Source organism: Butyricimonas hominis, from assembly GCF_014287455.1.
Taxonomy (GTDB): Bacteria; Bacteroidota; Bacteroidia; order Bacteroidales; family Marinifilaceae; genus Butyricimonas; species Butyricimonas muris.
Genome location: NZ_JACOOH010000009.1, coordinates 206,543 through 225,866, shown reverse-complemented (window position 1 = coordinate 225,866; position 19,324 = coordinate 206,543). Strand labels below are relative to the sequence as shown.

Annotated in this window: 12 protein-coding genes; 10 read left to right on the top strand and 2 right to left on the bottom strand. The window is 45.4% G+C overall.

All coding sequences use genetic code 11. The annotated features are described in order from the left end of the window. Positions 1-3: 3 nt before the first annotated feature. The 10 genes from H8S64_RS19080 to H8S64_RS19035 all read left to right on the top strand — a co-directional run bounded on the left by H8S64_RS19080 (position 4) and on the right by H8S64_RS19035 (position 16,536). A complete protein-coding gene (locus H8S64_RS19080; RefSeq protein ID WP_186978285.1) occupies positions 4-543 on the top strand; it encodes an RNA polymerase sigma-70 factor in 540 nt (179 codons plus the stop codon). Between the two features lie 68 nt (positions 544-611). Then, positions 612-1,772, top strand: a complete 1,161-nt coding sequence (locus tag H8S64_RS19075; RefSeq protein WP_186978284.1) for a FecR domain-containing protein — start codon at positions 612-614, stop codon at positions 1,770-1,772. Between the two features lie 140 nt (positions 1,773-1,912). After that, complete coding sequence (locus H8S64_RS19070; protein ID WP_186978283.1) at positions 1,913-5,149, top strand: SusC/RagA family TonB-linked outer membrane protein; 3,237 nt, start codon at positions 1,913-1,915, stop codon at positions 5,147-5,149. 23 nt (positions 5,150-5,172) lie between these two features. Next, positions 5,173-6,651, top strand: coding sequence for a RagB/SusD family nutrient uptake outer membrane protein (locus H8S64_RS19065; RefSeq protein ID WP_186978282.1), 1,479 nt, complete (start codon positions 5,173-5,175; stop codon positions 6,649-6,651). Positions 6,652-6,662: 11 nt separating this feature from the next. Continuing rightward, complete coding sequence (locus tag H8S64_RS19060; RefSeq protein ID WP_186978280.1) at positions 6,663-7,355, top strand: DUF4843 domain-containing protein; 693 nt, start codon at positions 6,663-6,665, stop codon at positions 7,353-7,355. A gap of 31 nt (positions 7,356-7,386) precedes the next feature. Further along, entirely contained in the window at positions 7,387-8,808 is a 1,422-nt protein-coding gene (locus H8S64_RS19055; protein ID WP_186978278.1) for a hypothetical protein, read from the top strand. Positions 8,809-8,884: 76 nt separating this feature from the next. Next, a complete protein-coding gene (locus tag H8S64_RS19050) occupies positions 8,885-9,814 on the top strand; it encodes an ABC transporter ATP-binding protein (RefSeq protein ID WP_186978276.1) in 930 nt (309 codons plus the stop codon). A gap of 12 nt (positions 9,815-9,826) precedes the next feature. Further along, positions 9,827-12,127 carry a Gldg family protein gene (locus H8S64_RS19045; protein WP_186978274.1) on the top strand — a complete coding sequence of 767 codons (2,301 nt, stop codon included), beginning with the start codon at positions 9,827-9,829 and terminating at the stop codon, positions 12,125-12,127. Between the two features lie 253 nt (positions 12,128-12,380). Beyond that, the gene (locus H8S64_RS19040) at positions 12,381-15,056 is read left to right on the top strand and encodes a TonB-dependent receptor (protein WP_186978272.1); all 2,676 of its coding nucleotides are present in this window, start codon (positions 12,381-12,383) and stop codon (positions 15,054-15,056) included. Between the two features lie 118 nt (positions 15,057-15,174). Next, entirely contained in the window at positions 15,175-16,536 is a 1,362-nt protein-coding gene (locus H8S64_RS19035; protein WP_099294246.1) for a TIGR00341 family protein, read from the top strand. Here H8S64_RS19035 and H8S64_RS19030 read toward each other — a convergent pair. Further along, complete coding sequence (locus H8S64_RS19030; protein WP_186978270.1) at positions 16,526-17,803, bottom strand: MFS transporter; 1,278 nt, start codon at positions 17,801-17,803, stop codon at positions 16,526-16,528. The genes H8S64_RS19035 and H8S64_RS19030 overlap by 11 nt on opposite strands. Positions 17,804-17,942: 139 nt before the next feature. Further along, positions 17,943-19,307, bottom strand: a complete 1,365-nt coding sequence (locus H8S64_RS19025; protein WP_186978268.1) for a SpoIID/LytB domain-containing protein — start codon at positions 19,305-19,307, stop codon at positions 17,943-17,945. Positions 19,308-19,324 lie beyond the last annotated feature (17 nt).

The window sequence follows — 19,324 nt, the reverse complement described above, 5'->3', positions numbered from 1 at the left end:
AGTTTGAAACAAGGAAGGCAAGAGGCTTTCCACGCTTTGTTCATGGCTTTTCATAAACCCTTGTGTTTTTTTGCCGCCCGTGTCGTGAGGGATGGCGAGGAGGCGGAGGATATCGTGCAGGAGGTGTTTCTCTCGTTCTGGAAAATGGAGCGGGAGAGTTTTCCCAATTTGAAAACGATTAAGACTTTTCTTTATAATAGCGTGCAGAATCGTTGTTTGAATTATTTACGTGATTTGGAGATTCGGGATCGGAATTACCGGAATTTGAACCGGGAGGAATTGGACGAGGATTATTTCCTGTGCCAGCAGATTCGTGCTGAGGTTGTTGCGGAGCTTTTCGGGGCAATAGACGAATTGCCGGAGAAGAGCAAGGAGATTTTCAAGAAATCGTATATTGACGGGCTGGAGGATAAGAAGATTGCCGAGGAGTTGGGAATTTCGTTGAACACGATTAAAACTCAAAAGCAACGGGCAAAGTCTTTTCTGAGGGTACGTTTGGGGGATTTATTCGTTTATGTAGGGATGTTCTTCCCGGGATTCTAAAATATTTTTTATTTCCGTGTCACCCATTTGCCGGACGAGTGTGTTTCTGGTGTAAATGAACGTGAAAGATGGGAATAGAAAAGGAAATACATGAATTGATTATTGCTTATTTGCGGGGAGATATTTCCACGGAGGAACAGGTTGTGTTGCGGGAATGGTTGGCGCGGGATCGTCGTCACGGGGAGTTGTTGGAGGAGTTGAAGAGTAAGGACGTGCTCCGGCGGGATGCGGTTATTTATGCCTCATTCGATACGGCAGGACGATGGAAGAGGTTGCGGCAGGAGATGAATAAGGTGCCTCGCAAGAAATCCCGAGTGTTGCTTCGTTGGGTGGCGGTTGCTGCGGTGTTTGCTGTCGCGGTTTTGACCGGGGTGTTTTATTGGCAGGCGTATGACAGTCCGGGGGTGGAAGTGGCGGAGAGTGTACGGATTCTTCCCGGAAGTTCGCACGCCGTGTTGATCACGGAGAGCGGAAAACAAGTATCGCTTTTGGGAATGAAGGATACTACGCTTGTGTTTGCCGGAAATGAACGTGTGGAGCTCAGTGAAGGCGGTCGTTTGAAATATCATCAGACTACAGTTTCGACTATACCGGAATGGCATACATTGAAGATCCCGCGGGGTGGTGAGTTCCAGATTACGTTGGATGACGGGACGGAGGTTTGGTTGAATAGTGATACCGAGTTAAGATACCCGTCACATTTTGTCGGGACGGAAAGGCGCGTGCAATTGACAGGAGAGGCTTATTTTAAAGTAGCACCGAACGAGGAGGCTCCTTTTATAGTAGATACGAGGGGAATGGATGTAAAGGTGTTGGGGACTTCTTTCAATTTATCCGTGTATCCGGATGAAAAGGTATGTCACGCTACTCTTGAGAAGGGGCGGATACAGGTAAACGATAAGGAGAACGGGAAGCGGGTGGTGTTGAGCCCGGGAGAGCAGGCGGTGTTGTCGGGTGAGATGCTGGAGGTGCGAACGGTGAACACGAGGTTGTACAGTTCATGGATAAAAGGACGTTTTTCGTTCGCGAGTGAGGATTTGGAAGGGGTTATGCGAACATTATCGCGTTGGTATAACGTGGAGTATGTTTTCTCGAATGTCTCGATGAAGGATAAACGTTTCACGGGAACTATACCGAAATACACGGAGATCACTCAAGCGTTGAAGATGATAGAGATGACTTCCGACGTGCAATTCAAAATACGGGGAACGACGATTATTATACAATAAAAAAACAGGAAGTGCGGCTAACACGTCCTGTCTTAAGTGAGAAATTGATTTTACCACAAACAATTTAACATTACAAAGTTATGAAAAAAAAACCGAATGTAAGAGCGGGGGAACCTGCTTTTAGGAAAATTTGTACAGTTATGAAACTATGTCTTGTTCTATCTTTACTGGCGGTATTGTCCGTGTCTGCACGCGGTGTGGCGCAGAACGTGAAACTGTCTATGGAGAAAAAGTCCGTGAGTTTATTGAATGTGTTGAATGAACTTGGGGAGAAGTCCGGTTATGAGTTTTTCTACAATGATGACGAAGTTACCGGGGTAAAGGTGTCCGTGTCCGCGAAGGATGCGACGGTGCAGGAGATTCTGGACCAAGTTTTGAAAGGAACGTCATTGACTTATCACATCGTGGATGACGTGTTTATTATTACCCCGAAGAAAGCCACGGATGAGAAAAAGAATGTATGGCGGATTTCCGGGTTGGTGAAGGATAATAAAGGAGAGCTTCTGCCCGGGGTGACGGTGGTGATAAAGGGTACGCAGACCGGAACGGCGACAGATGCGAACGGAAAGTTCAAAATAGAGTTTTTGGATGCTGAAAAGAAATCCGTTACGCTGGTATTCTCTTTTATCGGAATGGTCACTCAGGAACGGGAGATAAAAGAGTACGTGAAGGAGGGACTTGAAATCGTCATGCAACCGGACGAGGAAGAACTGGAGGAAGTTATTATTACCGGTATGGGGAATAAGGCTAAAAGCAGTTTCACGGGTTCGGCAACTGTCGTTAGCCGTAAGCAGTTGATGAGCGTGGGGACAAAGAGTTTGTTACAGAGTTTGGCGGCTTTTGTTCCGGGGCTGCAAATCGTGAAGAATAATGATATGGGGTCAGACCCGAACACGAGACCGGAGATTCTGATTCGCGGTCGAAGCAGTTTCGAGGGCTCTTCCAATGTACCGACCTTTATCGTGGATGGGGCTGAGGTCGATTTGGATTATGTTTTCGATATGGATATGAATGACGTGGAAACGGTGACCGTGTTGAAAGATGCTTCGGCTTCCGCGTTATACGGTTCTAAAGCGGCAAAAGGCGTGGTGGTTATCACGACAAGACCTTTGCGTGCCGGAAAGTTGAGGGTTTCTTACAGCGGAACTTTACGGACTTCGATACCGGATGTGCGGGATTATGATTTGTTGAACGCGGCGGAAAAATTGGAGTACGAGCGTTTGGCAGGGGTGTATGATGATAGTGGAAAATCGCAATACGAGAAAGATATTGAGTATAATGAAAAATTCAAGCGGGTACGGGAAGGTGTGAATACGGACTGGTTGTCCAAACCGTTACGTAATTCTGTTTCACAGAATCATAATTTGAATGTTGCCGGGGGGGATGATTATATCCGTTATACTCTGGGGGCCCGTTACGGTTCGGAACAGGGGGTGATGAAAAAATCAAAACGTGATCGTTATTCTTTGAACTTCAGGTTGTCGTATAATAAACAGGATAAGGTTTACGTGTCGAACACGACGACGATTACCTCGGTGAATAGCGAGGAATCACCTTACGGCACTTTTAATAAATATGTCGAGTTGAACCCGTATGATCGGGCTTATAATTTGGATGGAACGTTGAATAAGGTGTTGAGTTTTGGTGTTTCCAATCCGTTGTTCGAGGCGACGCTGGGTAGTTATGATCGAAGTGAACAATTTTATTTGAATAATGTGCTTGATTTGCGTGTAGAGGTGTTGCCGGGTTTTCGGGTGGAAGGTTTTTTCTCGCTGAATAAGTCAAAAGATGATACGGAGAAATTTACTTCTCCGGAGTCGTACGAGTTCAGGAATAAGGATGCTTCGGAATCCGGGAGAATAGAGGTGTCGAATAATAAAGCGATGACTTATGAAGGGCGTGTTACTCTGTCTTATAATAAGATGTTCGGGACGGGAACATTGTTGAACGCGATGGGGGGCGGGAATGTACAGTCCTCGGAAAGGAACGGTAATGGTTACGCGGGGGTGGGACTTTATTCGGATAAGCTGGGACATCCCGCTTTTGCCACAAGGTATCCGGAAGGTGCGACCCCGAGCGGAAGTCAGGATTTGGAACGTTCCATGGGATTGTTCCTGAACGCTAACGTGATTTATGATGACCGTTATTTTGCCGATGCTTCAATCCGGTATGAAGGGTCTTCCAAATTCGGCGAAGATCAGCGTTTTACGCCTTTCTGGAGTTTAGGGTTGGGGTGGAATATTCATAAAGAGAAATTTTTGAATATGTCTTCGACGGATAGGATTAAGTTGCGCGGGAGTTTGGGATACACGGGTAACGCTTCTTTTTCTCCCTATCAGGCAATGACAACGTATAAATATGATGCAGGTTTGGATTATGATAAGGGGATAGGGGCGATTCCCATGGCTATCGGCAATCCGGATTTGAAGTGGGAGAGGGCGTTGACTTATAATGTCGGGTTGGATGTCGTTTTGTTTAAGAACCGGTTGGATTTCACGTTGGAATATTATAGCAAGACAACGGATAATTTGCTGTTGGATGTGGCGAAAGCTCCTTCCGTGGGAACGACCACGGCAAAAGAGAATATGGGTAAATTGTTGAATACCGGTATCGAGTTCCAGACCCGGGTGGTTGCGGTTTCCAATAAAAGTTGGAATTGGTCGCTATCGTTGAATATGCAGCATAACGAGAATAAAATTAAAAAGATCAGTAATGCCTTGGAGAAGATGAACGAGGAGTTGAATACGGCGGAGGGGACGTTGTTGCCACCCCCTGTTTACGTGGAAGGAGAGTCATTGAGTGCCGTGAAGGCCGTGAAATCCGGGGGTATTGATCCGGCTACCGGGCAGGAGGTTTTTATTGATCGGTTTGGTGTCCCGACTTTTATTTATAATTATTGGGATAAGCGGACGTACGGGGATTCGGACCCAACGGTGTCCGGGACGTTGGGTACCTATTTGACGTTTAAAGGTTTCGCTTTGAATATGTTGTTTAATTACGAGTTGGGTGCGACGGTTTATAACCAGACGTTGGTGACTCGGGTTGAAGGTGCCAATCCGCGACGGAATGCAGATAAACGGGTATTCCAAAGTCGCTGGAAAGAGGTGGGGGACCGGGTGAAATATAAGAATATCGCGGATCAGACAACTCCCGATATTACCAGTCGTTTCGTGCGGGACGAGTATATGATTAATATGCAGAGTTTGAGTCTTTCATATGATTTTACCCCGGAGATTTGTCAAAAACTTTATTTAAGCCGTTTGAGGGTGGAGTTTTTGATGAATGATGTGTTCCGGGCTTCAACGATCAAGCAGGAACGAGGGTTCTCGTACCCTTTTGCCCGGAGTTTCGAATTTTCGCTTAGTGCAGCATTTTGATACGAACTACTAAAACGAATAATATGAAAAATAGAAGATATATTTGGATGGCAATGCTGGTACTGTTCTCTTTGGGCAGTTGTAACAGCTTTTTGGATATCAAGCCGGAGGGTGAGCTAGTGCAGGATGAACAATTTAAAGATGTGCAGGGATACCGGGACGCAATGTACGGGATCTACGCGTCTATGGCACAGGGGGAGTTGTACGGGATGATGATGAATTGGGGATTGGCGGATGTTCTCGGTCAGCAATTCGGGGATGAATACGGACAATTTGCTGATGCAAGTGACGGGTGGGCTGGAAGTAAATATGCTTATATTAAATATGCCTCGATTTATGATTATAAGGATCAGCGGATGGAAAAGCAAATTGAATCTGTCTGGACGAAGTTGTACGAGTGTATTTCTTACGTGAATAATGTGATTGTCAACATAGATAGAGAGGATTTGAATAAAGATCCTGATCTGAAGTTAATCAAGGGAGAGGCATACGCGGTGAGAGCTTTTTTACATTTCGAGGTGATGCGTCTGTTCTGTGATAATTACCGGATGAATCCCGACGCGGGTGGTGTTCCTTATGCCTATACTTTTGATTTAAGTAGTAAAAAAGTATACACGTTGGCGCAATGTTATGACAATGTATTGGCGGATTTGAGTGAGGCTGCCCGTAGTTTAGCCGGGGATGGCGATATTTATAATACGACAACAGTAGATTCGTATCGTAGAAAACGTTATTCACATTGTAATTTGTACGCGGCGTGGGCAATTAAGGCCAGAGTATTTTATACCAGAGGGGATTTGGATAGTGCCGCTTATTATGCTGAAAAGGTGATTGCTTCCCCGGGAGTGGGCTTGACGGAACGACAGAACTTTGAGCATGTAAAACGCTACGGTACGCACACGGAATTAATTTGGGGGTTATTTACCAACAAGATGTACACGGATTATAAAGAATTGTTCTTGCAGAGTGCCGTTACCTTGAATGCAACGTTGCGGGCGGATATAAAGGCTTTATATGAGGTGTCGCAATTCACGGCAGATAGTAAGGATTTGCGTTACACGAGTTTTTTTCAGGATAAAGGGTACGAGGGGCATTTCTTTATTCGATTATTAAGCCCGACGGAAGGGGCGAGTAATAAGCCGACACAGTATTTTAACGGAACTTGTCTGGTACGTTTGCCTGAAATGTACTATATTTTAGCTGAGGCTAATTATTCGAAAGATAAAGAGAAGGCTCTTGGTTATTTGAACGCGGTTCGCGGTAGCCGGGGATTGGCTGACATTGAAGCTTCGTTGGTGGATTCTCAAGATAAATTTCTGAAGGAGATGACGAGGGAACGCACGAGGGAATTTTACGGGGAAGGGCAGATGTTCAGTTTTTACAAGTGTCATAATTTGGGTTTTCGAGATTTTCTGGATAAAGTGGATGTGGTTCCGTCTAAAGATGTATTCGTTCTCCCGTGGCCCAAGTCCGAACAGGAGTATGGAGTTACTAACCAATAAAATGTAAAGAGATGAGAAAGTTATATATATTGTTGATTGTGTTTACAGTCTCTCTGTTTATAGGGTGTGATGAAAATGGAGAGAGCGGGTATTATGAGGATAAAGACCGGATTTATTTTGTGAAGGACAGTCTTGTTTGCCGGTTGGGGGAGATGCAGATGGATGTGGAAACTTACACGGTGAAGGTTCCGGTGAAGGTGTTGGGGCAACCTCTCGGGGAGAATCGAATGTTTAAAATAAACGTGAATCAAGAGTTGACAACAGCCCCGGGAGATTCTTATACTTCATTGTCGACAGAATTTGTGGTGGACAAGGATTCCGTGAACGCGTATATCCCGATAGAATTGTTGAGGAGTAGGATAGACCCGATGGTGGACACGGTGTACCGGATCGTGTTGGATCTGGAGGCAAATGATATGTTTGGGTTAGGGGTACAGGAAAAATTACAAAGTAAGGTTGTGTTTAGTAATTATTTGCAGGAACCTGATTGGTGGTATGCTTTAGAGGCTATGTACTGGGGAGCTTATAGACCGGAGAAGTACCAGAAGATGATGGAGTTCTGGGGAGGAGCGATAAGTTTTGAAGATTACATGAATAGTATGATTAAAGTGATTCTGTGTGGGAAAAAGATGTATGATTACTTTAAGTTGCATCCCGAGTATGGCATGGAATTTCCCGAATCGGCACCATGGCCTTACGAGTAGTAGATTTTTAATGGATTAAAAAGCGAGATAGATGAAACAATTGATATTAATAGCAGGTGTGTTGTTTTCGTTGATAGGTTGTTTGGACGATCAGACGAAAATGGGTGAAAATGCCATTTCTTACTTGTCGTTTAAGACGGAGTTGGATATGTTGTATTATGCGGAAAGAAACGTGGAATTCGAAATTGAAGCCCCGGAAACGAAACAGGAAAGTCAGGATAAGGCTTTATCGTATGAATGGCAGATCAATTATGACGTGGTTTCCACGGAGAGAGTTTTGAAACATGCTTATGATAGTTGCGGACTTTTCCCTTGTCGATTGAAGGTGTATAATGAGGACGGGGCTATTTTCAAAGAATTTAAATTACGGGTACCTAATCCTTATGACGAGGGACTTTTACTGTTAAGTAAGTATGACGGGCGTTCCATGATTTCTTTCCGCAATGATAATTGGCCGGAAAGAGGGTTTGAAAAGGATGTGTACGCGTCGAATAATCCGGGAATACCTTTGGGTACCGAGCCGGTTGCCGTTGCTTGCTCTCCAACGGAATATTATACTCCCTATATTTACGTCGTGACCGAAAATCCTTTTCGCTTTTTGAAATTGGATTATTATACGATGGAGGTGTTGGATGAGGTATCTTACCCGGAGGAGCGGGTGGACCGGATGTTAGAAAAGGATCATTGTTTGTATATTATGACTGATGGAAAGACGTTGGATTATGATTGTCGTAACGCGTATTTCCGAAATAATCTTCAACAGGGATTAACAGGAAAGTACAGGAATTTTCCGGATGCGGAGTTATCCGATAAAGCTGTCGTTTATGGAGGAAAGTGGAATTGGTACTTGCTGGTATTCGATATGAAGAATCAGCTTTTGTTCAGCGCGAGGGATATCGAACCTTATCAGATCAAAGTGGGGGATGAAGTTGTTGAAGCGAGTGAAATATATGATATGCTTCTTGGTGTGAGCGAGGAGGATATACTTATTTTGTTGAAAGATAAGAACGGGGAAAATAAGGTGGTGTACCTGAATATTTCCTTGCAATACGTGGGTTGGTCGAAAGTGTCAGTTTGGGATTTTAAATCGATTTATCCGGCTGCGGCAGAAATAAATAAGCAGAGTGTGTTCGCATCAAGCACGAAGGAGAATATCTTGTATTATTCGGTCAGGAATGAAATTTACCGGTATAATTATTTGTCCTCGGGAAATTTCCCGACGAAATCGGATTATACGGTCGGAGTTTCCGGTAGTTTGATTAAAAAGATTATACTGAATGATGATAAATCCGAGATGTATGTGGCGGTGGATGCTCCGAGTGGGGAATATCAAGGTGCTGTTTATTGTTATGATATTGAAACGAAAGAGTTGAAATGGAAAGAAGAGAACGTTGCCGGAGAGATCGTGGAAATGTTGTATAAACCTAGAAATCGTAACTATAACGAGGACTGATTGTTAATTCTGAATTATTGAAAGGATGTTGACGAATAAATCTATTCGTCCGGTAAACTGTTATATAAATCATAGTATGGAAGAACCAATTTTGAAAGTGGAAAACCTGTCGCACCGTTACAGTGTGCAGTGGGCGATACGGGACATTAATTTTGAAATTACGCGGAATGGTGTTTATGGTTTGCTCGGCTCCAACGGAGCCGGCAAATCCACCACGATGAACATTATCTGCGGGGTGTTGAAACAAACCGAGGGTAACGTGTTTATCAAAGGGGTGAATATGCGGGAGAATCCGGTGGAGGCAAAAAGGCATATCGGGTTCTTGCCGCAGAAACCGCCTTTGCACACGGATCTGACGGTGGAAGAGTACTTGTTGTATAGTGCCCGGTTGCGCCAGATATCCAGAGCGGAAGAGGATAAAGCGGTTACGGAGGCATTGGAACGATGCGGAATCGGTCATTTCAGGAAACGGGTGATTCGGAATTTGTCCGGAGGGTATCAACAACGTGTGGGAATTGCACAGGCGATTATTCATCGTCCGGATTTCGTGGTATTGGATGAACCGACGAACGGTCTGGACCCGAATCAGATTCTTGAAATTCGTCATTTAATTAAAGAAATCGCGGAAGATTGTACCGTGATTTTATCTACGCACATTCTATCGGAAATTCAGGCAACTTGTAGCTATATTCGTATGATCGGGCAGGGGACATTGGTGTTTTCCGGGACAGTCGATGAATTTGATAATTATATCTCACCGAGTACGGTGTTCGTGACTTTGGTGGAAGCTCCGCCAATAGAGGAGTTGCAACAGATTCCGGGAGTGGTGGGAGTGGAAGAGTTGGGTGGACCGAATTATCGGTTGCGATTTAGTGATTTGCCACAGGAGGTCATCGAGAAAGTGGTAAAAACGAGTGTGGTTAAAGATTGGCGTTTGACAGAGATTCGGATGGAAAAGACGTCTTTGGATGATGTGTTTGCCGAATTGTCAAAAAAGAAGAATTAAAAATAGAATGTTATGAGAAATATATATGATATAGCGCGCGCTGAGTTGCAATCTTTATTCTATTCTCCCATCGCGTGGTTGATATTGATTATTTTCACTTTTCAGAGTGCCGGACTGTTTGGCGGGCATCTGGCAGGCGCGATTATGCCTAAAGAGTTGGGGTATTCGATTTCCGATCTTACGTTTAAGCTTTTCGTGGACCAATGGAGTGGTGGGATTTTCCCCGTGATACAGGGATACCTGTACCTGTATATTCCATTGTTGACCATGGGGCTGATGAGCAGGGAATTAAGCAGTGGTTCGATCAAGCTGTTATATTCTTCTCCCGTGACGAATTGGCAGATTATTTTAGGGAAATATCTGTCCATGATGATTTACGGGTTGGTGATGATGTTTGTTTTGGTAGTCTTTATTCTGATTGCTTATTTTTCAATCAAGGACTTTGATCTGCCTATGGTGCTCTCGGGGTTGCTCGGGTTGTATTTCTTGCTTTGCGTGTACGCGGCGGTAGGGCTTTTCATGTCTAGTTTAACTTCCTATCAAGTGGTGGCTGCCGTGTTGACGCTGACCGTGTTGGGATTGTTGAATTACGTGGGGAGAATGTGGCAGGATGTAGAGTTCGTGAGAGAGATTACCTACTGGCTTTCCATTTCGGGACGTGCGGATGAATTTATCCGGGGGTTGATTTGTAGTGAAGATTTTCTCTATTTTATTATTGTGACGATGATGTTTTTGACTTTGGCCACGATTCGTTTGCAAGCAGCCCGGCAGAAGCAGCGGTGGACAAAAACGGTAGGCAAATACGCTGGAGTTGTTTTAGTGGTGGTCGTGTTGGGGTATTTTACTTCCCGCCCCTCTTTGATGACTTATTATGATGCTTCCTCTACCAAAAGGAATACGTTGACGGAGCATAGTCAGGAAGTGATATCCAAGCTGGATGGGGGATTGACGATAACCACGTACGTGAATTTGTTGGATGGTAATAATCTTTATTACGGGGTTCCCGGGGCTGTCAAGTATGATCAACAGAATTTCCGTCATTATATTCGGTTTAAACCGGAGATCAAAATGAAGTATGTTTATTACTATGACACTCTTTTGGGGGTAGACCCGAGTCGGTATGCGGAAAGGAAAACATTGAAGGAGAGGGCGTATGAAACGATGAAGATTTACAATATAGATTCCACGAAAGTGTTAACCCCGAAAGAGATTAGGGCTAAGATTGATTTGGTAAAAGAAGATAATTGGTTCGTGCGGGAGTTGGAACGGGAGAGCGGGGAGAAGACTTTCTTGCGGATATTCCGGGGGATGGACAGGATGCCGAAAGAAGCGGAGATCACGGCTGCCATGAAACGAATCGCGATGAAACTGCCGACGGTCGGGGTGTTGACAGGACACGGAGAGCGGAATATACATCAGGCGGGAGATCGGAATTATACTTCTTTCGGGGAGGATAAACATTTCCGTTATGCCTTGATGAACCAAGGATTCGAGATGCAGGAGATTTCTTTGGAAAAAGAGATTCCGGAGGAAATTAATATTTTGATCGTGGCGGAGATGCGTAGTTCCTTTACCCCGGTAGAACGGGAGAATTGGGAAAAATATATCGCTCGCGGGGGGAATCTGATGATATTGAGTGAACCCGGACGAGGAAGTATCATGGGCGAGGTGTTGGCTGATTTTGGGGTGCGGTTGATACCGGGAACTTTGGTAAGACAGACGAAAGATTTTAGTCCGGATTTGATTGAAGCCCGTCCGACTCAAGCGGCTGCCGGGTTGGTTTATTATTTTGATGCCATGCGTGCGCAAGGTTACTCCGTGACGATGCCTTCGGTTTCAGCTTTGGCATATGATGGGAACATGGGATATAACGTGACACCGTTGTTTGAAACGGATTCTTTGGTATGGAACGAATTGCAGACGACGGATTTTATAGATGATTCCGTGACTTTCGATCCCGGAACCGGAGAGGCTCAACAGAAGTATGTAACTTCTGTCGCTTTAACCCGTCAGATATGGGGGCATGAGCAACGTATTATGATTTTCGGTGATGCCGATTGTATTAGTAACGCGGAGCTAAGCATGGGACGTCAGGGGATACGGTCCGCGAACTATACGGTAATCATGGGAGGATTCTATTGGTTGTCCGACGGGGAAGTCCCGATTGACGTGCGCCGGGAGTCCCCGCGTGATAATGATTATAAGGTGAGCGGGGCTGTTGTCCGTTTCTGGGATATTTTCTTATCTTGGATTCTACCGGGCCTGATGCTTGTTACGGCTCTCTTTATTTGGTTGCGTCGAAGAGGAAGGTAGAAATGATGTAGTGTGCTATGATGGGTGACCGGGACAGTTTTTCTTGTCCCGGTCATTTTATTGATAAAAGTATTTTAATTATTTTCTCGTTTTAGGGAGAGGGGGGATAATGGTTTAAAAAATAAAACTCTCAAAAAAAACAATAAATGATATAAAATGCTTTTTTATCATTATCTTCGCCTTCAAATTAATGCTATGTAGTGAGGTATTAAAAGTGTTGTGATACAAGAGTAGTAATTCAAAAAAAGAATTTATGCGTAACGTATTATTGAAGGTGTTAGGTGTAGTCATTTGCCTGTTATGTATGTCGTGGGAAGTTGTGGCAGAGGGGATTGTCAAGGGAAAAATTGTTGATATGGAAACACGGCAGGCGCTTGTCGGTGCCACGGTTTACGTGGAGGGTGTTTCTGCCGGAACGGTGACGGACACGACCGGGTATTTTGAATTGAAGTTAAAAAAGACAGGGGAAGTCGTGTTGCGGTTCCGTAATGTGGGTTACACGGAATTGAAAAAGAAGGTCGTTGTCGGGGATAAAACAATCCATTTAGGCATTATCGAGATGGAGCCGGAAGTGATCGGCTTGTCCGACGTGGTGGTGACGGGCTCGTTGGCGATAGACCGGAAGACCCCGGTTGCCTTGTCCGTGATCACGGCTTCGGATATCGAGAACAAGTTGTCGACACAGGAGTTTCCGGAGATATTGAAAGCCACGCCGAGCGTGTATGCCACGAAGGAAGGTGGTGCTTTTGGTGACGGGCGTATTAATCTCCGGGGATTCGAGACGGAGAATATTGCCGTCATGGTGAATGGCGTACCGGTGAATGAAATGGAGTGGGGCGGGATTTATTGGTCCAACTGGTCAGGTTTGGCTGATGTAACCCGTATGATTCAAGTGCAACGGGGATTGGGGGCTTCCAAGGTATCCGTGCCGTCTGTCGGGGGATCTATTAATATCGTCACTAATTCAACCAATGCGAAGAGCGGGGCGTCTGTTGCGTATAGCGTGGGGAATGACGGGTACAATAAAGTAGCGTTCAGTGCTTCTACCGGGTTGAGCGAGAAGGGCTGGGCGATGTCTATACTGGGCTCAAGGACTTGGGGTGACGGTTATATACAAGGAACCGATTTCGTGGCTTATTCTTATTTCATTAATATTTCCAAACGATTGGGGGATAATCACGAGTTGTCACTGACCGCGCTGGGTGCTCCCCAATGGCATAACCAGCGGAATAGGAATGATAAGATGAGTGTCGAGGCTTGGAAAGAATTGAATGATACGAAATATAACCCGAGTTACGGTTTCTCAACTTGGATGGAAAAGAAGGTACGGAAGGTATCCGCTTATAACAAGTATCACAAACCGCAGATTTCTTTGAATCACCTTTGGCAGATAAACGAGAAGTCAAGCCTTTCGAACGTGTTTTACGTGTCTTTGGGTAGAGGCGGCGGATATGGAGGACGGGGTAATAAGGCTCATAAGAATGACTGGTATGGTACTTATGGCGGGAAGCCTACCACGAAGTTCCGGAACGCGGACGGCACGTTTAATTACACGGGTATCTATGAACTGAACGCGGCAAGTGTAACCGGTTCGGAGATGATTATGGCAATGAGTAAGAACGAGCATAATTGGTACGGTCTGATTTCTACCTATACGACAAAGTTAGGGCAGTATTTTGACGTGTATGGCGGTATAGATTTGCGCTATTACAAGGGGAAACACTATAATGAGATAGTGGATTTGTATGGCGGGAAATATTTTATTGACGATAGCCGTATGAATGTAAAATATAAGGCTGATGATTATTTGTGGCAAAACGAGGAGTTGAAGAAGGGGGATATCGTTTACCGGAATTATGACGGGTATATGATGCAGGAAGGATTTTTCGCGCAAGGGGAATATAATCGGGACGCATTGAGCGTGTTTGTTGCGGGTTCTCTTTCAAATATTACCTATTGGCGGAAAGACCATTTTTATTACTCGAAAGCCGATGCTAAGTCGGATAAGGAGAACTTCTTGGGATATACTATAAAAGGAGGGGCAAATTATAATCTGACGGAGAATCACAACGTGTTCGCGAATATCGGGTATTTCTCCCGGGCTCCTTATATGCAAGGAGGTGTGTTCTTGCAACAGGACGTGAGCAACGAAACTAATCCGGACGCGGTGAACGAGAAAGTGTTTACTTTTGAATTGGGGTATGGGTTCCGTTCCGTTTGGTTGGATGCTAACGTGAATTTGTACCGTACCTCGTGGATGGATAAGACGTTGGCTAATTTCTTTGAAAAGAATGGAGAACGTGTACGGGTGAATCTGACGGGATTGGATGCGTTGCATCAAGGGATTGAGTTGGATTTCGAGTTGCGTCCGCTGAAAGATTTGAAGATTACCGGAATGTTTTCTATCGGGGATTGGTATTGGAATGGTGACGGTAAAGGATATGCTTATAATTCGTCCGGACAGCCAGTGGATAAGAATGGTCAGCCGGTGAGTGAAATCGGGGGAAAGGATCATGCTCAAAATATAGTTAAATTGGATGATGTTCGGGTGGGAAATTCAGCACAGACTACTTTTGCCTTGGGGGGACAATACCAGTTCTTGAAGGGATTGCATGTCGGAGTGAATTATTCTTATTTTGCTAGAAATTACGCGAAGTTTACACCTTCTTTAGCGTATGACCTGGGAGCGGAGAAGGCATTCGAGTCACCTTGGAGAATGCCGTCTTACGGGGTATTGGATGCCAATATCAGTTATCGTTTTCCCGTGGGAAAACTGTTCGGGGTGATGATTTCCGGTAACCTGAATAATGTCTTGGACAAAGAGTATATTGCCGATGCCGAGGATGGTAAAGATCATGATGAGGCATCCGCGAAGGTGTTCTACGGTTTCGGACGTACGTTCTCGTTAAGATTGAAAATTACATTTTAGTTCCAAAGTCCGTAAGGTCTTTAAAGTCCATAAAGTCATAAAATGTTGAATTATTTTATAATTTTGTGGGCTTTAAAGACCTTATGAACTTTATGGACTTTATAAACTTTTGACTATTATGGCTTTCATGAGTATATTGCAGCGTTTTAGGGTGTATTTGCGTCAGATTCTTGATCCATCGGATGAGCAGGAGCGGGAGGAAGATACCGTCGAGTCGATACGAAAAGGGATCGTGTTCCGGGGAACGAATCTGTGGGTATTGATTTTCGCGACGTTTATAGCTTCGTTGGGATTGAACACTAATTCCACGGCCGTGATTATCGGAGCCATGCTGATTTCTCCGCTGATGGGACCGATCATGGGAATCGGGTTAGGAGTCGGTATCAATGATTTCGAGTTGATCAAAAAGGCGTTCCGTAATCTGATGATAGCGACGATTTTCAGCGTGTTGACCTCTACCTTGTATTTTTTGTTGTCGCCGTTGAACGAGGCTCGTTCGGAGTTATTGGCACGGACGACTCCCACGATATACGACGTGTTGATTGCCTTTTTCGGCGGTATGGCGGGCATTGTGGCTTCTGCCACGAAGTTGAAAGGGAACGTGATCCCGGGAGTGGCTATTGCCACGGCATTGATGCCGCCCTTGTGTACGGCGGGGTTCGGGTTGGCGAGTGGTAACCTGACCTATTTCTTCGGGGCTTTCTATTTGTTCACGATTAACTCGGTATTTATCGCGGTAGCCACCACCTTGGGTGTTCGTTTGATGCATTTCTCGAAAAAGAAGTTCATGGATAAGGAGCGGGAGAAGAAAGTGCACCGTATCGTGTATTCGATTATCTTCCTTACTATGGTGCCGAGTTTGTATATTACTTACAACATGGTGAAGACGAATATCTTCGAGACGAATGCCAGTCGTTTTATAAAGAATGAATTTAATTTCCCGAATACTTTGGTTGTCGATAAGATAGTCAAAGCGGAGCAACCGGAACGGCGGATTGAAGTTTCGTTAATCGGGAAAGAGATTTCGGAAGACGTGATTGTTTCGCTGAAAGAAAAGATGTTGCAATACGGGTTGGGTGATATTCCCCTAATCATTCAACAGGGATTCGGGAAAGAGGATGCCGGGTTGCAGAATGATGTGAGCAATATGTTGTTGCAGGATTATTATATGCAAAATAAACAGCGGATTGCTTCGCAGGAACAGGAGATTGTACAATTGCGTTCCCGCTTGGAGTCTTATCTGTTATATGATACGATCGGGAGGCTGATTAGCCCGGAAATAAAAATCCTTTATCCTTCGGTAAAGAATATTGCCATTTCCAAAGTAATTCGCAGCAGTGTCGATTCTTCTTATACCGATACATTGACTATTGCAATTGTTGCCTTGGAAAAGCCTTTGGCTGTGCCGGAGGAAGAACAGTTGACGGCTTGGCTATCCGCGCGGGTTGGCGTGAAAACGCTGAAATTGATTAAAGAGTAATCGCTCCCCGGATAACGTATCGTACGGCTAAAAAGCTGGGTATAGTACAAAACATGATCCAGAGGAAAAAGTTCTGGTATCCTGCGAGTTCCTGAATGTAGCCGGAAATCATGCCCGGAAGCATCATGCCGAGAGCCATGAAGCCGGTGCAGATGGCGTAGTGGGCGGTTTGTTGCTGTCCCTTGCTGAAGAGCATCATGAAGTAGGTGAGGGCGGTGAAGCCGAAACCGTAGCCGAACTGTTCGACAGCGACACAGGTAGAAATGAGCCACATGGCGGATGGATGGGCAAATGCCAGATAGACGTAGACGAGGTTGGGAAGGTTCATGGCGGCGGTCATCCACCAAATCCAGTGTTTTAAGCCGTTTTTTGCCATAACGATACCGCCGAGGATGCCGCCGACGGTTAAGGCGATTAGCCCGACCACGCCGTAGATGGTGCCGACTTGAATGGTGTCCAGTCCCAGTCCGCCCACTTCCGGGTGATCCAGCAGGAAAGGAGAGGCTATTTTCACGAGTTGGGATTCTGCAAAACGGAATAACAGGATAAATGCCAATGCCGCCAGTATGCCTTTTTTTTGAAAGAATGTGACAAAGGTTTCAAGGAAGGCTTTGAGCGGACTGCCGTTTTTCACGGGGACATCGTTCTCCGGTTTTGGAAGTATAAACTGATGATACAAGAAAAGTAGGACAAAGAGGGCTGCCAATAGATAGAAAGTGATTGACCAAGCCCGCGGGACGGCAATCTCTTCGGGGAGAGTGGCGGAATATGTTTTTTCAAGCCAGCCGGCAAGCATAACGATGAGTCCCTGTCCGGTGAGCATGGCAAGGCGGTACGCCGTGTTGCGGATGCCCACGAAGAAGGCTTGCTTTTTGGTATCCAGACCGAGCATGTAAAAGCCGTCGGCAGCGATGTCGTGAGTGGCGGAACTGAAAGCGAGCAACCACATGAAAGCTAAAGAGTAACGAAAAGCATGGGGACCGGGTAAGGTAAGTGCCACCCCGGCAAGACCGCCCCCGATAAGGAGTTGCATGGATATTACCCACCAGCGTTTTGTCTTTACAATGTCTACCAAAGGACTCCACAGGGGTTTGATCACCCAAGGGAGATAGAGCCAACTCGTGTAGAGGGCAATGTCCGTGTTATTTATCCCCAGTCGTTTGAACATGATGACCGCGAGAGTCATGACGACGACATAGGGAAGACCTTGTGCGAAATATAGGGAGGGTATCCAAGACCAAGCAGAAGTATTGATTTTTGATTTCATGATTTACGATTTAAGATTTTAAACTCTCTTCCGGCTTCGCCGTATTGAGCTCTCGCTTACTCGCCAGTTTCCCTCTATAAACAGAGGGAGAGCTGAATTACTCACCGTTTTTGGGATGAATCCCCAGCTCCTCCTCTGTTTATAGAGGAGGTGGCAGCGAAGCTGACGGAGGAGTTTTCATTTTCAATTCTCCATTTTCAATTGTTTCGATTTTAGTTCCGGGGAAATAATGTGTCAGTATCTCTTTGTAATTGTATCCTTTGGCACTCATGACAGCAGCACCGATCTGACAAAGACCGACGCCGTGTCCCCAGCCGGCACCTTTGAGGGTGAAACGGACGGGAGTTCCGGAAGAGTCTTTTTCTGTTTCGATAATGAAGGCAGAGCTGTATAAATGTGACGGCGAGAGGGCTTTTCGAATGATAAGTTCCTTGCCGATAACCATGCTTTTTTTCGAACCGGAGATGCGGAGGCGGATGATACGTCCCGATACGCCTCGTTGCAAGGGTTCGAGGGCGTGTATGGTGCCGAAATCAATACCGAGTTTGCTCTTCACGAGGGCGGATAATTCCTCGGTTGTATAAGAAATCTGCCAGCGGAAGAAATCCTGTGTTTCTTGGTCGTAGTCGTTTAATACGTTGGAGAGTACTTGTTTGTCCCGCGTGTTGCAGAAGACATCCGGGGCAGAGGTAATCCATGCTTTGGCATGTTCCTCCCGTGAAAGATCCGGTACAGGGGTGAGGGAGGCACTGTCAATGACCTTCGTGAGGTACGGGTGATTGACGGGTTCCCACGTGTTGTCAAAACGCTCGGATACTCCCCCGCAACATTTGGAAAAACGGGCGTCACAAATCTCTTCTCCATAAAGAAGTACTTCTCCCCCGGTAGCCTCTATCGCTTGCTGCACGGCAGGGGTATATGCTTTGCTGATTCCTTGGTAACGTTGGCAATGATCGTCGGCACACACGTCGAAATGGTCATGGTCTTCCCGGTCGAACCAACGGATATATTGGTTTTCATCTCGAAGACAAGATTGATAATCTGCGGTGAGTCGTTCCTTTTTTACTTTTTGGGCGATCAACCAACTGCGAGAGATAACGGCATGGGCTTTTAATAATTCAAGCGAAGAGGTGGCACTCATCTCGGAAGAAATGACACTCAGTAAATAATCTTCGAGCGGGAGAATATTGACGGCAGTCAGATATTGTTGTTCGTCTAATATTTGTAATGCACCTTTGAACTTCTGGTTTTCCGTGCGTTCCCAATGAAAATGGATACCGATAACGACATCGAGTAAATCGAAATCAGCTTGTTCGTGCTCATCGGGCGTGAGCGTGAAGCCGGAAGATATGGTTTGCTGTCCTGCGGAAGTTTGTAAGATTAATGCCTCCTCGCTTTTTATAACGGAACATTCCCCCGTGTAAGTTTGAGCCTCGTTCCGGTAGATACCGTTTAGACGGAACTTGATGCAGGGGGCGAAGAGGATACCGACAGATAAATTCATGAATTTACGATTTTAGA